General features: G+C 40.0%; 16 protein-coding genes and 1 pseudogene. 13 read left to right on the forward strand and 4 right to left on the reverse strand.

What is annotated here, in order from left to right; translation table 11 throughout:
• The first annotated feature begins 312 nt into the window (after nucleotides 1-312).
• The 7 genes from VJ09_RS01255 to VJ09_RS01285 all read left to right on the forward strand — a co-directional run bounded on the left by VJ09_RS01255 (nucleotide 313) and on the right by VJ09_RS01285 (nucleotide 6,266).
• Complete coding sequence (locus VJ09_RS01255) at nucleotides 313-516, forward strand: hypothetical protein (protein ID WP_147635404.1); 204 nt, start codon at nucleotides 313-315, stop codon at nucleotides 514-516.
• 258 nt (nucleotides 517-774) lie between these two features.
• Nucleotides 775-1,023, forward strand: a complete 249-nt coding sequence (locus VJ09_RS01260) for a hypothetical protein (protein WP_044639905.1) — start codon at nucleotides 775-777, stop codon at nucleotides 1,021-1,023.
• A gap of 193 nt (nucleotides 1,024-1,216) precedes the next feature.
• A complete protein-coding gene (locus VJ09_RS01265; RefSeq protein WP_044641498.1) occupies nucleotides 1,217-2,683 on the forward strand; it encodes an MDR family MFS transporter in 1,467 nt (488 codons plus the stop codon).
• A 63-nt stretch (nucleotides 2,684-2,746) separates the two neighbouring features.
• The gene (locus VJ09_RS01270) at nucleotides 2,747-3,511 is read left to right on the forward strand and encodes a metallophosphoesterase family protein (RefSeq protein WP_044639906.1); all 765 of its coding nucleotides are present in this window, start codon (nucleotides 2,747-2,749) and stop codon (nucleotides 3,509-3,511) included.
• A 311-nt stretch (nucleotides 3,512-3,822) separates the two neighbouring features.
• The gene (locus VJ09_RS01275; RefSeq protein ID WP_044639907.1) at nucleotides 3,823-4,236 is read left to right on the forward strand and encodes an Rrf2 family transcriptional regulator; all 414 of its coding nucleotides are present in this window, start codon (nucleotides 3,823-3,825) and stop codon (nucleotides 4,234-4,236) included.
• Between the two features lie 97 nt (nucleotides 4,237-4,333).
• Nucleotides 4,334-5,197, forward strand: coding sequence for an SDR family oxidoreductase (locus VJ09_RS01280; protein ID WP_044639908.1), 864 nt, complete (start codon nucleotides 4,334-4,336; stop codon nucleotides 5,195-5,197).
• A gap of 532 nt (nucleotides 5,198-5,729) precedes the next feature.
• Nucleotides 5,730-6,266 (forward strand): cysteine hydrolase family protein, encoded by a 537-nt coding sequence (locus VJ09_RS01285; protein WP_044639909.1) that lies wholly within the window; start codon nucleotides 5,730-5,732, stop codon nucleotides 6,264-6,266.
• Between the two features lie 270 nt (nucleotides 6,267-6,536).
• Here the strand turns inward: VJ09_RS01285 and VJ09_RS01290 are convergent, their stop codons facing one another.
• Genes VJ09_RS01290 through VJ09_RS01300 form a run of 3 tightly spaced genes read right to left on the reverse strand, consistent with a single transcriptional unit; the run spans nucleotide 6,537 to nucleotide 7,778 of the window.
• Nucleotides 6,537-6,854: a DMT family transporter gene (locus VJ09_RS01290; RefSeq protein WP_044639910.1), complete on the reverse strand. Its 318-nt coding sequence runs from the start codon at nucleotides 6,852-6,854 to the stop codon at nucleotides 6,537-6,539.
• Complete coding sequence (locus VJ09_RS01295) at nucleotides 6,854-7,231, reverse strand: DMT family transporter (RefSeq protein WP_044639911.1); 378 nt, start codon at nucleotides 7,229-7,231, stop codon at nucleotides 6,854-6,856. The genes VJ09_RS01290 and VJ09_RS01295 overlap by 1 nt, the downstream gene beginning before the upstream one ends.
• On the reverse strand, nucleotides 7,215-7,778 hold the full coding sequence (locus VJ09_RS01300; protein WP_044639912.1) for a TetR/AcrR family transcriptional regulator: 564 nt from the start codon (nucleotides 7,776-7,778) through the stop codon (nucleotides 7,215-7,217). The genes VJ09_RS01295 and VJ09_RS01300 overlap by 17 nt, the downstream gene beginning before the upstream one ends.
• Before the next feature lie 493 nt (nucleotides 7,779-8,271).
• On the opposite strand from VJ09_RS01300, the gene hemE reads away from it, so the two are divergent.
• The 4 genes from hemE (at nucleotide 8,272) to VJ09_RS01320 (ending at nucleotide 12,326) form a co-directional block, all read left to right on the forward strand.
• Nucleotides 8,272-9,309, forward strand: a complete 1,038-nt coding sequence (hemE, locus tag VJ09_RS01305; protein ID WP_044639913.1) for a uroporphyrinogen decarboxylase — start codon at nucleotides 8,272-8,274, stop codon at nucleotides 9,307-9,309.
• 10 nt (nucleotides 9,310-9,319) lie between these two features.
• Nucleotides 9,320-10,276: a ferrochelatase gene (gene hemH / locus VJ09_RS01310; RefSeq protein WP_044639914.1), complete on the forward strand. Its 957-nt coding sequence runs from the start codon at nucleotides 9,320-9,322 to the stop codon at nucleotides 10,274-10,276.
• Nucleotides 10,269-11,687: a protoporphyrinogen oxidase gene (hemY, locus tag VJ09_RS01315; protein WP_044639915.1), complete on the forward strand. Its 1,419-nt coding sequence runs from the start codon at nucleotides 10,269-10,271 to the stop codon at nucleotides 11,685-11,687. The genes hemH and hemY overlap by 8 nt, the downstream gene beginning before the upstream one ends.
• A 162-nt stretch (nucleotides 11,688-11,849) precedes the next feature.
• Complete coding sequence (locus tag VJ09_RS01320; protein ID WP_044639916.1) at nucleotides 11,850-12,326, forward strand: YbaK/EbsC family protein; 477 nt, start codon at nucleotides 11,850-11,852, stop codon at nucleotides 12,324-12,326.
• Between the two features lie 84 nt (nucleotides 12,327-12,410).
• On the opposite strand, the gene VJ09_RS01325 is transcribed toward VJ09_RS01320, so the two are convergent.
• On the reverse strand, nucleotides 12,411-12,785 hold the full coding sequence (locus tag VJ09_RS01325; RefSeq protein ID WP_044641499.1) for a VOC family protein: 375 nt from the start codon (nucleotides 12,783-12,785) through the stop codon (nucleotides 12,411-12,413).
• Between the two features lie 206 nt (nucleotides 12,786-12,991).
• On the opposite strand from VJ09_RS01325, the pseudogene VJ09_RS17875 reads away from it, so the two are divergent.
• Together VJ09_RS17875 and VJ09_RS01330 are read left to right on the forward strand one after the other, a co-directional pair.
• Nucleotides 12,992-13,339 (forward strand): annotated as a pseudogene (locus tag VJ09_RS17875) (SulP family inorganic anion transporter); the annotation flags it as partial.
• 134 nt (nucleotides 13,340-13,473) lie between these two features.
• Complete coding sequence (locus tag VJ09_RS01330; protein ID WP_230199121.1) at nucleotides 13,474-14,661, forward strand: cytochrome P450; 1,188 nt, start codon at nucleotides 13,474-13,476, stop codon at nucleotides 14,659-14,661.
• Nucleotides 14,662-14,697: the final 36 nt, after the last annotated feature.

Raw genomic sequence — 14,697 nt, forward strand, 5'->3', positions numbered from 1 at the left:
AACGTCTGAAATACGTAAATTAATAATTGCTCATATCGTAAAATCGAATAAAACGCTAATAATATGATGAATATCATATAACAACGTTCGTAAAAAATCTAGAAAAAAACGGGCGGAAAAGTTCAAAAAAGCGACATTTTCTCTTCTTTTAGTAGATAGTAAATTCAAAAGCTTTTGTGTTATATTTGCGAAGGTACAATAAGACGCTCCCTTGTGGAGATAAACAGTTTATCTCCACAAGGGAGCGTCTTTGCCAATACCAGTGGTAATTGGAAAAATACCAAGGATGCGTTTTTCCAGAAGGAGAAAATCATGAAAAATTTTAACGAACTTGTGGAAAGAAGATTAGCAGGAGATAACGTAATTACCACAACTGAATTAAATGAATTGTATGCTGCTAGATTTTCAGGGAAACTTACACGTTCCACGATCCAGGTGATGGATCAAGTCAAGTGGAGTAACGCTGAAAAATCCATTATTTCTCAAATCAACGCACACCATGGTTTTCATATGTAGTTCCAATTACCGATACCCTCCTGTATTTTTTGGAGGGTGCTTTGTTATATTGAAAAAGAGTTAAAGTTCAAAAAAAAGACAATTTTTTCGCTGGTTCATAGATAATATATTCTAAAATATCTGTTATTATATTAGGGAGGTGGCGCTAAGACGCTCCCTCCTGAAGAACCACATTTTGGTCTGTGGGAGGGAGCGTCTTAGCCAACACCGATGGTGATTGGTAACTACCAAAGACGCTGTTGTCCAGAAAGGGTCAATATGTGTCGTTCTCTAGCTACTAAAAAAACTTATTTCACAGCAAAAGACATCGAAAGAAGATTACGTAATCGAAAACAGGAACAAAGAATCATCCATTACAAACCAGAATTAGCAGAAATATGCAAGGCGATAGAGGACAATATACTTACAGAAGAGGCAATTGAAATCTTCCGATCGATCAGATGGGAGAGTAAAGAAATTGCAATCATCAGCATTTATGAAAAAGCTAACGAGATTAGGAAGAGTTAACCAATCATCCGCACCCTCCCAAATAAAAAGGAGGGTGTTTTCATTTTTTTCTGAAAGAAAGAGTAATGGAAGCTATGTTGGAAAATATTGATAGTATTCGCTCCTGAATCAGAGTAAAATGAATATCAGCAATTTGCCTTTTTTTGTATGTATTGGGAAAGGAGCATATTAGTTGGAACTAAGTAAAAGCAGTATGAATTATGTAATTGCCGGACTAATGCTTGGAATTTTTGTTGCTTCACTAGACAATACAATTGTCGCTACAGCAATGCCGACTATTGTGGGGGAACTAGGACAATTTGATCAATTTGTCTGGGTCACCTCTGCCTATATGATCGCTACCGTAGCAGGGATGCCGATCTTTGGCAAGCTTTCGGATATGTATGGGCGTAAGATGTTTTTTTTATTTGGTCTCACTCTTTTTATTGTTGCTTCGATGCTCTGTGGTATTGCTAATTCCATGACTCAGTTAGCATTTTACCGTGCCTTGCAAGGATTGGGAGGCGGAGCATTAATGCCTATTGCCTTTACGATTATTTTTGATGCTCTTCCAGCAGATAAACGCGGTAAAATAACGGGGCTTTTTGGTGCAGTATTTGGTTTGTCTAGTATTATAGGACCACTATTAGGTGCTTTTTTAACAGATGCAATAGGATGGCGTTGGATTTTTTATATCAATGCTCCTATTGGTGCAATTTCAATCTTTTTTATTTATAAGTTTTATCATGAATCCGGCCAGCGCAACAAACAAAAAATTGACTGGGGCGGAGCAATTACCTTAGTCCTAGGACTTGTTAGTTTTATGTTCGCTGTGGAGTTTGGTGGGAAAGATTATGCATGGGACTCGGTGCAAATTTTAGGACTCTTTGGTTTGTCGTTGATATCGTTCATTATATTTGGTTTTATTGAGCGAAAAGCATCGGAACCAATCATTACCTTCTCCTTGTTTAAAAGACGTCTCTTTGCCTCTGCGCAATTAGTCGCTTTCTTCTATGGTTTGGTCTTCATATCAGCAAGCGTTTATATCCCTATTTTTATACAAGGAGTGTACGGGGGATCTGCAACCAACTCAGGGCTGATTCTGATGCCGATGATGCTGGGTTCCGTTGTGACTGCTCAGATTGGTGGGCGGGCACCCATGAAGTTTGGTTTTCGTAATGTCATGATTGTCTCAGGAATCCTACTCATATTAGGACTTTACCTACTTAGTACGATGGATACCGAAACCCCACGATGGATGGTTACGCTTTTTATGGTGGTATTAGGACTTGGAGTGGGTTTCTCTTTTTCCTTACTGAACCTTGCTTCTATTCAAGGCGTTCCATCTTATCAACGTGGATCTGCGACTTCGGTAGGTTCTACTTTTCGTACGATCGGGATGGCTCTCGGTGTGACCATCTTTGGATCGATTCAGCAGCGACTATTTACAGATCAGTTATCTTCTTCTCTTCCTGGCGATACTCCTGTTGCCAATTTCTCTGCCAATGCGCTAAGTGGAGAAGCATCGAAAAATATCCCTGGACCGATCCTAGAAGCAATTCAAAATGCACTGTCTAACTCGATTTCGACTGCTTTCCTATGGTCTGTGATCCCAGCAATATTTGCCTTGATCGTTATTTTTATGATGGGGAAGGAACGAATGAGTGATAGCAGAGGGTAATTCATTAAGAAAAGCATCTCCATATGAGGTGCTTTTTTATTTGATAGTGAATAGGGGGATAACATGAAACGTTTCGCAGTAGTGACAGATTTACATGGAAATGACTATGCTCTACAAGCAGTATTAGAAGAACTAGAGAATGAAGAGATTCGAGAGGTTTACTGTCTGGGGGATATTTTATCCATAGGACATCAATCAAAAGAAGTATTGCAGAGGTTACAGGAATACCCCAATCTTCATCTTGTATTAGGTAATCATGATGAATACATCTTGGCAATTCACCGTGGAGAGGCAGTCCCAGAGGACACAGCAGAGAATAAAGCACATCACGAATGGGTTTACCGACAAATAGACGATAGATTGCTAGATTGGTTAGCAAACAAGCAACGGTCTCTTGTGCTTGAGGAGAATGGTCACTCTATTCGACTACTACACTATCATATTCCACTGGAGCATAATGGTTTACATATTTCTCAAAGTCCCTATGCACCCATTCATTCCTATCCGACTCCTGTCTCGTATCTACAAGAACTATTTGCGCCTTATCAAGAAAATCTCGTACTGTTTGGTCATACACACGTTACTGCTTATTGGCAGACTGATCAACAACAAGTACGATTTAATCCAGGTGCTCTGGGAGTTTCTCATGATAGATTCGCACGATATGGGGTGATTGAGTTAGAAAAGGGTCAAATTCGTTGTCACCTGAAAAAAGTTCCTTATGATCGGGAAAGATATATTCAAGAACTCCAGAATGCAAAAATGCCTGCTAGTATAGAAATTTTTCCTATGTTTTTTGGTGTGAAATATGAAACGAAGAATATCTGATTTCCATATAGATAAATATAAATACTCATACTCTTTGATGATCTATTCAACAAGCACTAAGGCCAATCTTTTTTATAGATAAAGATTGGCTCTTTTACTATTATTCTCTCTTTGGAACATTGATGAAATAACCAGTATTTTTCCCAGAGAGCTGTGATTCCTATCGGGTGGGAATTGGGCATTAGGAAAGAAGCATGATATCCGCTCACTCTAAAGCAGGTAGGAAAAATCGTGAGAACATAAAATGGATCCTTGATTATTGACACAAGATGTTATTGTAACTATAATTGTTACAACGGTGGTGACACAAGATGCAAATCAGTACGCGCTTTTCCATTGCTATCCATACCCTTTCCCTGATTGCTATTAGTCCGACGGATTGTACTGGGGACTTTATCGCAAGTAGCGTCAATACTAATCCCGTTGTAATCCGGAGAATTATGGGCATGCTAAAAAAAACTGGGTTAGTGGACGTTCGTCCAGGGGTAGGAGGTGCATCCTTGCTCAAGGATCCCGACCAAATCACACTTCTTGATGTTTACCGGGCTGTCAATGTGACAGAGGAGAAGGGACTATTTCGTATACACGAAAACCCCAATATTCATTGCCCTGTCGGGCGGAATATTGAGCAAGCTCTTCAAGCGGAATTGAAAGATGCTCAATCCGCTATGGAACAAAGGTTGGGGCAAACGACATTAGACCAATTGACTAGAAAGTTTATATAAAATAAAAGCTCATTTTTAGAGCTCTTATTTTATATAAATGTTGTAACTTATTTTGTTATAACATAAATAGATACAACAAAAACTGGAGGAATCAACAATGAAACTATTGGTTACTGGAGCAACAGGGAAACTGGGAACAAAAGTGGTAGAGATATTATTGAAATCTACACCCGCAAATCAACTGGTTGTAAGTGTTCGTAACCCGGAGAAAGCAGAAGGTCTTCGTGCCCGCGGAGTAGACGTCCGACACGGAGACTTTGACCGTCCAGAAACTTTGGATGTTGCTTTTTCTGGGATTGATCGGTTATTGATCATTTCTGCGGATGGAGACAATGAAACTAGAATCACTCAGCATACCAATGCTGTAGAAGCAGCAGCACGCGCAAAAGTAGGCTTCATCGCTTATACGAGTTTGGCGAATGCAAGTGAAAGTAAGATGTTTCTCGCACCACCACACCAAGCCGCAGAAAAAGCCATTCTCAAAACCGGTATTCCATACTCGTTCCTACGCAATAACTGGTACCTTGAAAACGAGATCGCGAGCATTCAAGGTGGGTTGGCAGGAGCACCTTGGGTAACATCTGCGAAATCTGGCAAGGTGGGTTGGGCTATGCAGGAAGAATATGCGGAAGCAGCAGCAACGGTATTGACAGGAAACGGACATGAGAACACTGTCTATGAGTTGTCTGGCAAGCTATTGACTCAAGAAGAACTAGCGCATGCTCTCGGTACTGTTTTGGGTAAGGAAGTACCTGTAAAACAAGTCGATGATGCCACCTATGCTGACATAATGAAAAATGCTGGTGTACCGGACTTCGTTATTCCGATGCTTGTAGAAATCCAGAAAGGCATTCGGGAAGGTGCCCTTGAGATCGAGAGCAATGATTTCGAAAAGATTCTTGGCCGGCCGTTAAAACCGATTGACAAAGCCTTGAGTCAACTTGTGAGTGGGATCTCTTAAATACTTAGAAACGTGATTTTCCTATTGAATTAAAGCCAAAAGTCTAGGATTTACTTTCCTAGGCTTTTGGCTTTTTGAAATGTATTTCTGGTTCGGGTGGCATTGTTTGATCGATTGGAACACAACATCCAACAGGAGATTCTGCATAAGCGTCAGGAAGTATTACAAGAAAAACTGAACTATTACCACCATATCGAGAATACTCATTCTCAAACCCCTTTTGTGTGATAGAGGTCATCGATTTTCAAAAAACACAGGTGGAACAGGAACTATCCTAGATTGCGATCTTGAAACAAAAGGGAGAATTACGAGGAAACGGATACTAAATAAATGACTGTATTTAGTCTTTTGGTGGCACTTGAGGACGTACCAATAAAGATATTAATAGATTATTGTTAGGTGATCCTATCATTTCAAAAAATGACGGTGTGCTTCTGTATAAAACTTCTTATTATTTTTAAATACAAAGGATTCTCTAATATAATAATATAAGATATTTTGTTGTAAAGTTGATGAAATAGGGGGCAGCAAGATGAATGAGAAAGTTGCTTTATTACTGATAGATGTTCAAAACATCATGTTTTCTTATGAAGGTGGATCTTTATGGAACGAACAAGAAGTACTCCATAACATTTCTACTCTGCTTACAAAAGCACGTCAATCAAATATACCAGTGATCTATATACAGCATACTGATCTTGATTCTGATAGTGTGCTTAGTGAAGGAAAACGAACATGGGAGATTCATCATGATGTCCAGCCGTTCGCAACCGATATTGTTGTTCGAAAGTCTTCGTGGGATGCCTTTTACCAAACAACATTACACGAAAAATTACAAGAACTCGGAATCGAAAAACTAATCATTGCAGGTATGCAAACCCAATTTTGCGTGGACACAACTTGCAGAAGAGCATATAGCATAGGGTACAAAGAGAATATATTGGTAAAAGATGCTCATAGCACATTTGATACTGCAGTGCTTTCAGCTTCTCAAGTTGTAGAACACCACAACAATATGCTAGGTGGCAGATTTGTCACATTAAAAGAAACAAGCGAAATCATGTTTTAACAAAACTACTACATTATAAAGAATCCTCCATTTGAAAAAACCAACTAATTCAAAAAAGAATCAGTTGGTTTTTGTTATTAGTTATCGTTCAGATATGATTTTGAAATCCTAAGTCTATTGGGAATGGTAACAAGAGTTTCACCCATATGGGCACTATCGCTGTATTGGCAGGGCTGATAGATAGCCCTAATTTTGAGAACTACACATAGTAGAATCGAATGGAGTTTGCTAATTCTCCAAGAAGAGTCCCACTCTGTTTAGGGAGACCCATTAATGCCCTATAAATCGAAGTCCAATCACCCCGATTATAATCAAGCTAAGAAAGAGGATCCGAAGCCAGTCTTTGGATTCTCGGAAAAAGAGCATTCCAATCAAAACGGAACCTGCTGCCCCGATTCCAGTCCAGATACTGTAAGCCGTACCCACTGGAATCTCACGCATCGCAAGGGAAAGAAAGTAAAAGCTAGCTACTGTAGCTGGTATTCCAAAAAAAAGGGGCTTTTTGTTATGGAAACCATTGGTCAAGTTAAGAGCAATGACTCCCGTAACCTCTCCAAGCCCAGCTAATACAAGATAGATCCACGCCATTAGTGGGTTCCCCTCTCTATAGAATGGGACTCTTCTTTTCCTTTATCACTTAACTTCAGTCCGATTACCCCGATAAGTAAGATTACGAGAAAGGTGATTTTTCCAATACTCGCTGGTTCCTCCATAAAGAGAATCTCATATATAACAGTACCAGCAGACCCAATTCCGGTAAAAACAGTATAAGCTGTTCCTATAGGTAGGATCTTTAGTGCTTTTGCAAAAAGATAAAAACTGATCGGTAATAAGACTAGAACAACAAGAGAGGGGATCAACTCTGTAAAACCATGGGAAGATTTTAATCCGATCGCCCACCCGATCTCCAAAACACCTGCAATCAGTATAATTCCCCATGCAGCATTGCTAGTCTGTTTCTCCATTACCTCCATCCTCTTCACCCCTTGTCATCTCTTCTAGTAGTAGAAATACTTGTCGTCTTAGATCACCTGATGGGGGAGCCAATTGAAAGAGATCCGCAAAGAAGATCCCATCAGATGCTAGTCTTACCACGGTAGCGAGAGCAGGATCGATCCCATCGTTTTCAACGCGTTCCTGCCAGTTTTGGTAGTGTTCACGAACAGTTTGAAGTAATTCAGGATTGGTTACAAAAGCCGCAATCAGTCCTGCACTAAGTTCTCTCTGCTTTGGGGAGACTTCCGTAGTCTCCAAGAACGCTCTTACAAAGTGTCCTTTGTCAGATCCTTGGGTCTTATGTTCTAACAAGGTATGAGTGTTTAATTGCATCAGGTAGTCTACCATGGCTCTGATTAGTGCCTCTTTGTTTGGAAAATGATAGAGAAGCCCACCTTTGCTTACTCCAGCTTGTTTTGCGACACTCTCTAGCGTTAACTGGCTAACCCCTTTTTCTTGTACAACGACTCCAGCTGCTTGTAGTAATTTTTCTCTTGTGGTAGAAGCATTCCCCATTTTATATCCCCTCACTAAAACCGTCCGGTAGGTACAGTTTTGCTGTACCTACCGGACGGTTTTTTGTCAAATATATTTTGTATCATCTATCATTGTAACGTTTTTGAACTATTCCATCCCAATGGCTGATTTTGATAAAATGAACCTCATAAAAAGTTACGAGACTATGCTTTGTGCCAGTTTTGTGACAGGAATTATGAATTAATGGATACTAATTGCAATGGTTCCCAAAACTTTGTATGGTGAATTAGGCTTGATTCTATTGTTTTTCTTGGCTTTGAACGATGGTTGGTTCGTTTCTTGACTTCAAAAGAGAGCAAAAGTTAGAATAGTAGCAGTCGTTTTGAAACTTTTTGATTGATTCCACTTGGTTTTTTAAGTGTTGTATAATTTGAACTGAGTGAGACAGGATCCCATTATGAAATGTAGGATCTGATTATCATACATGAACATAATTGTGAAAAACTACACTAATAGGGAAGAGGCTATTATCGTGACCAACAAAACCTTTAACGATAATTTTTTACGTGCTTGTCGTAAGGAACCGACGGACCATACTCCCGTCTGGTATATGCGCCAAGCAGGAAGGTATCAACCTGAATACCGCAAGATCCGTGAAAAGTATACCTTTTTTGAGATGAACTATTTCCCTGAAGTATGTGCTGAAGTTACTATGCTCCCAATCCAACAATTAGACGTAGATGCTGCTATTTTGTTTGCAGATATCATGACACCACTTAAACCGATTGGGGTAGATGTCGAGATTAAATCAGGTATTGGTCCGGTTATTTCGAATCCGATTCAATCATTAGCAGATGTAGAAAGATTAGGGGAGCTAGATCCTCTGTCACATGTTCCTTACATAGGAGAAGCAGTTAAAATCCTTACAGAACGCTTACCTGTACCACTGATCGGCTTTGCTGGAGCTCCTTTTACGTTAGCTAGCTATATGGTCGAAGGCGGACCATCCAAAAACTATTATAAAACCAAAGCGCTTATGTATACCCAACCCCAGACATGGACGAAATTAATGGAAAAACTAGGGGATTTGGTAATTACGTATCTAAAAGCACAGATTGCAGCAGGGGCTCAGGCTGTCCAAGTATTTGACACATGGGTTGGTGCTTTGAATCGAGAGGATTATCAGACGTTTATTTTCCCAGTAATGAACCGTATCTTTACGGAACTGAAAAAGACTGATGTTCCAACTATCTATTTTGGCGTTGGGGCAAATCATTTATTGAAAGATATGAACCAGCTTCCAGTAGATGTGTTGGGACTGGATTGGAGAATTACTATCCAAGAAGCTCGTGAGCGAGAAGGTGTAACTACTGCTTTGCAAGGGAACCTGGATCCAGCCCTCTTATTAGCACCTTGGGATCAAATTGAGGCGAAAACACGGGAGATTTTAGATCAAGGGATACAACAACCTGGCTATATCTTTAATCTGGGTCATGGTATCTTCCCACAATGCGACGTAGAGACTTTGCAGAAACTGACGAAGTTTGTCCACGATTATACCAGTAGATAAGGGGATTTCCATGGAGAGAAAACGCGTAGGCTTACTATTGATGTCATATGGAACGCCTAAAAGTATCGAAGAAGTCGAACCATACTACACTCATATTCGTCATGGCAGAAAACCAACCCCTGAGTTACTCTCAGACTTGATTTCTCGTTATCAGGCTATTGGAGATGTTAATCATTTTGCTCAAATTACAGATGACCAAGTAACGCGTTTGACAGAAGAGATGAATCAGCAATTCCCGAATGTGGAGTTTGTCGGATACCTTGGATTAAAGCATGCACATCCATTTATTGAAGATGCAGTCACCCAGATGCATCAAGACGGTATTACAGAAGCGATCAGTTTGGTTCTTGCACCTCACTATTCCACGTTCAGTGTCAAAATTTACAACGAGCGAGCCAAACAAAAAGCTGATGAATTAGGCGGACTTACTATTCATTCCGTGGATAGCTGGTATCAGGAGGCACGTTTTATCCAGTTTTGGGAAGAAGGTATTCGTAGTATTATTGACTCTTTTTCAGAGGAAGAACGGGAGAAAACAGTGGTCATATTCTCTGCGCATAGCTTGCCAGAACGAATTTTGAAGAGTAATGATCCCTATCCTGCTCAACTGGAAGAGACAGCCAAACTGATTGCTGAAGTTGCAGCGATCCCGCATTATGCAGTAGGTTGGCAAAGTGCTGGGCGTACTCCAGAGCCATGGCTAGGTCCAGATGTACAAGATCTAACGAGAGATCTAGCTACGAAAAAAGGATACAACCGCTTTGTCTACTGTCCAGTTGGATTTGTAGCAGAACATCTTGAGGTTCTCTATGATAACGACGTAGAATGTAAAGCTGTGACGGACGAGCTTGGCGCTAGTTACTATCGACCTCCAATGCCAAATGCAGGTACGGCTTTTATTCAATGTTTATCAGAAGTAGTCACGAAAAAAATGGTAAGCGTTGGGGTGATCTCCTGTGTTGACTGATCCATCCCATATCACCATCGTAGGGGGTGGATTAACAGGTCTATCGGCAGCCTTTTATCTCCACCGAGAGATTCAAGAGCGGAACCTTCCTATTACCATTACCTTATTAGAAGCGAGTGAGCGAGTTGGCGGAAAGATCCAGACAACTCATACTCACGGGTTTACCATAGAAGGTGGACCTGATTCCTGGTTGGAGCGAAAAGGATACGCAACACAATTAGCAATCGATCTCGGACTGGAAAAAGATTTAGTAAACAATTCGGTCGGTCAATCGTATATACTTCGTCAAGATCGTCTTTATCCGATTCCATCAGGTTCTGTAATGGGAATCCCTACGAAGTGGCAAGCTGTGTTGGAATCTGAACTCGTTTCCGAAAAAGGAAAGAAACGTGCTGGAGCGGAGCTATTTCGATCGGTACGCTCTTCTAAATCTGATCAATCAGTCAGGAACTTTTTCCAAGACCGATTTGGCAGAGAATGGGTAGATCAAGTGATGGAACCGCTTCTGTCTGGGGTATATGGAAATGATATTGAACAACTAAGTCTTCGTTCCACTTTTCCACAATATGAAGGATTATTAGAGCAATACGGCAGTCTCATTACGGCAATGCGCCAAACTCGAACTAAATCCGCTGGAACAGTTACATCCAAAGGAATGTTTCAGACTTTACGGAGTGGATTAGAAAGTCTTGTCCATCAGTTAGAAGACGTATTACCAACTGGGTTAATCCAAAAAAATGCAGCTGTTGACTCTGTCATACGAACAGCTGGACATTACCGGATCTTTTTACAAGATGGTCGAGCATTTGATACGGACCAGATTTTGTTTACGACTTCTCATCCTGTTACACAGAAAGTCTTGGGACGATATATAGAGCTTCCGTCTTTACAACATGCTAGTCCCTCATCTGTTGCAACAGTAGCTCTTGGTTTCGACACCAAGAATGTGCAGATTGAGCTTCCTGGAACTGGTTTTGTGATCCCACGGAAAGAAGGATACCGGATCACAGCATGTACTTGGTTGCATAAAAAATGGCCGCATACTACCCCTGAGGGAAAAGTATTGTTACGTTGTTTTGTTGGCCGATCTGGAGATGACCTATTGGCTAGTCGATCGGAAGACGAGATCATTCAAATTGCATTGGAAGAATTAGCCCGTGTCCAATCTCTACAGATTAACGGTGAACCTGAGATTGCTGTGGTAGAGAAGCTACTAAATTCTCGTCCTCCTTATGAAGTAGGACACCAAGAATGGCTTCAAGATACTCGGAATCGTTTAAGTAACGTACTTCCCGATATATATTTAGCTGGATCTTTTTATGAGGGAATTGGGTTACCAGATTGTATCCAACAAGGAAAAAAGGCAGTATCTGAAATAATAGAGTCACTCTGTTTAAAGGTACTTCATTAATCATCACCACTAGATCTTCTTTCGAGGTCTAGTGGTTTTTTGGTGTTATCGCTGGGAGTAGCTAATTCTGATATAGTGAAAAAGTTGATAGGGAATGAAACTTTATAATGCGGACCAAAATGGAGAGTTAGAAAGGTTCCATAAATCGAGGAGGTACGACTATTGGGTAGATTAAAAGAGAGTGCACAGAGAGTACAAGAGAAACTTCAAGAGTTAGGGTATTCCAATCAGATCCTAGAGTTAGAAGAAAGCACCCGAACAGCTCAAGAAGCAGCAGATGCAATGGGCTGCGAGGTTGCACAAATTGCGAAGTCTATCATTTTCCGTTTAAAACACGCTAATAAGCCGTTGTTGGTAGTAGCAAGTGGAGCGAATCGAGTAAATGAAAAACAAATTGCCAATCAAATAGGAGATAAATTAGAAAAAGCAGATGCAAATTTCGTACGAGAGCGTACTGGGTTTGTAATAGGAGGTGTTGCGCCTCTAGGACATACGGAACCTATTTTAACCTTAATAGATGAAGACCTGTTTCAGTATGACGAACTATGGGCAGCAGCAGGCCATCCAAAAGCACTGTTTTCTTTAACACCAGAGGAACTAAAGAAAATGACCAGCGGAGCGGTTGTATCCATAAAGTAATGGATAGGTAAACAAGGAAGTGAAATGATAAAAAGCAATCAGTGGATGAATGATACTGATTGCTTTTTATCATTGGAAAAAGGACTAGTCCTTTTGTTTTTCTAGAAACTCTAATCGATTTCCAAATGGATCGTTCACAAAGAATCGATCAATCCCTTCTAGCAAATCATCACCGATTACTTGGATGCCTTGCTGTAGGAGTCGCTTTTTTAGCCCAGCTAAATTATCTAGGATAAATGCTGGGTGGGCTTTTTTGGCAGGAGAAAAGTCAGATTGTACTCCTATATGAATTTGTTGGGCTCCACATTGAAACCAAACACCTCCACGACCTTGCAGGCTTTTCGGTTTTGGAACTTCTGGCAATCCTAATATTTTACCGAAAAATTTACGGGCCTCGGTTTCACATCCAGAAGGAGCTGCTAATTGTACATGATCTAAACCAACGAAATGATATATCACCATCTTCACTCCTAAGTATCAATTGAGATGCTTGACTATATTATCTCATATTGAATAATTCCAGATAACAGTCAAGTAGTCGGATGGAAATGTATAAAACTATGTCATATTCGGATTTATGTTATTCAGATAATATTATATTGAAAAGAGGTGTTTCATTGATTTAGAAATTTGGACGAGCATATAAACAAGAGTGGTTCGGAACTATTCGAGGCGATATTTTAGCCGGTACCACCGTAGCTCTTGCGCTAATTCTAGAAGCAATTGCATTTTTTATTATTGCTGGTGTCGATCCAATGGTTGGCTTATATGCATCTTTTTGTATTACAGTGGTAATTGCTTTTGTAGGCGGGAGACCTGATATGATCTTTGCTGCAACGGGTGCCATGGATCTCTTGAGATTACACTAGTAAAGGCACATGCCTAGATTATCTTCTTGCTGCAACAATGTTGACTGGTATCATTCAATGGATACTTGGAACATTAAAGATTGGACGTTTTATGACGTTTATCCCTCATTTCGTTGCGGTTGGATCGTGAATGCGTTAGCCATACATAAATCTGCAATATAAATCGTAGTTAATGCAAACAAAGATTTACCAAAATATAAAATTTTCTAATATAATTGATAAAAATATGCTATGATGAAAGACCGATCCTAACATGTGGAAGGAGTACCGAAGTGGAGATGAATATCTTTTCTTCGCATTTTCGGAACCACTACTACGAGATTTTTTATGAGTTAAGAAGAGAGGATCCAATTCATTTATATCTATTACCTAATGGAAAAAGAGCCTGGATTATTTCCCGATATTATGACTGTCTGGAGATCTTACAAGACCCAATTCGTTTTCCAAAGGGAGGAAGAATGATAGTGGGAGAATCTGATTTTCTCCAAGAACTTATTGGGATCGACTCTAACAGTCTCTATATACAAAGCTTGTTTTTGAGAGAGGGATTTGAATCTCAACGATTAAAATATTGGATCAGAAGAGCTTTTGCTCCTAAATATTTAACTATGTTGATCAAAAGTCTGAATCAACATTTAACAAAGCTCCTTGAGAAGATGAAAATCGATCAAGAGATAGATTTATTGGAAGCGCTTGCAAAACCATTGTCTATATCTTTACTATGCGATCTGATAAGCATACCTGAACAATACCGCTCCCGTTTTGAAGTATGGTCTACCTACTTAGTGGGGGATGGAACGAGAACGGAGGAAGGGAAAAGGGCGATGAGAAATTTTCTTCTATGTTTGCAACAACTCATAGAGCAGAAGCAAAAAAAACCAATCGATGATTATCTGAGCGAATTGATCCATGATGGTGCAAAAGAGTTACAGGCTCACGAGGTAATCGCGATTATTTTCAACTTAATCGTTACTAGTTATGAGACGATAGTAAGCCTTCTTACATGCTCCGTTGTAGCCTTACATGATTTCCCTAGTCAGAAGAGATTGCTTCAGGAACATAGACACCTAATAGATTCTGCTATAGAAGAATTTTTGCGATACTGTACACCTATCGTATTAACCCGAGATCGATGGGTATCTCGCAATCTTATATTTAGGGGGAAGACGCTTTATAGAGGAGACTATCTCTTTTTAGCGTTAGGTTCAGCAAATCGGGATGAGCAAGTGTTTCAAAATGCAAACAAACTTTGGTTGTCACGTAATCCTAATCCGCATATAGCATTTGGTAAAGAAAAAAATTTCTGTGCGGGTGGCTCGTTTATTCGACTATTAATGAAGGAGGTATTACAACAACTATATCGAGAATTCCCAAGATTACGACTAGGAGTACGTAAAGAAAAATTGGTTTTACGACCTGGAACTTTTGTTCGATCCTATTCAGTTCTTCCAGTTATTTTAAAATAAGGAATAAAAATAGTATAAGGTGTCCGATAGTCTGAA

The organism is Risungbinella massiliensis, assembly GCF_000942395.1.
GTDB classification, from domain to species: domain Bacteria; phylum Bacillota; class Bacilli; order Thermoactinomycetales; family Thermoactinomycetaceae; genus Risungbinella; species Risungbinella massiliensis.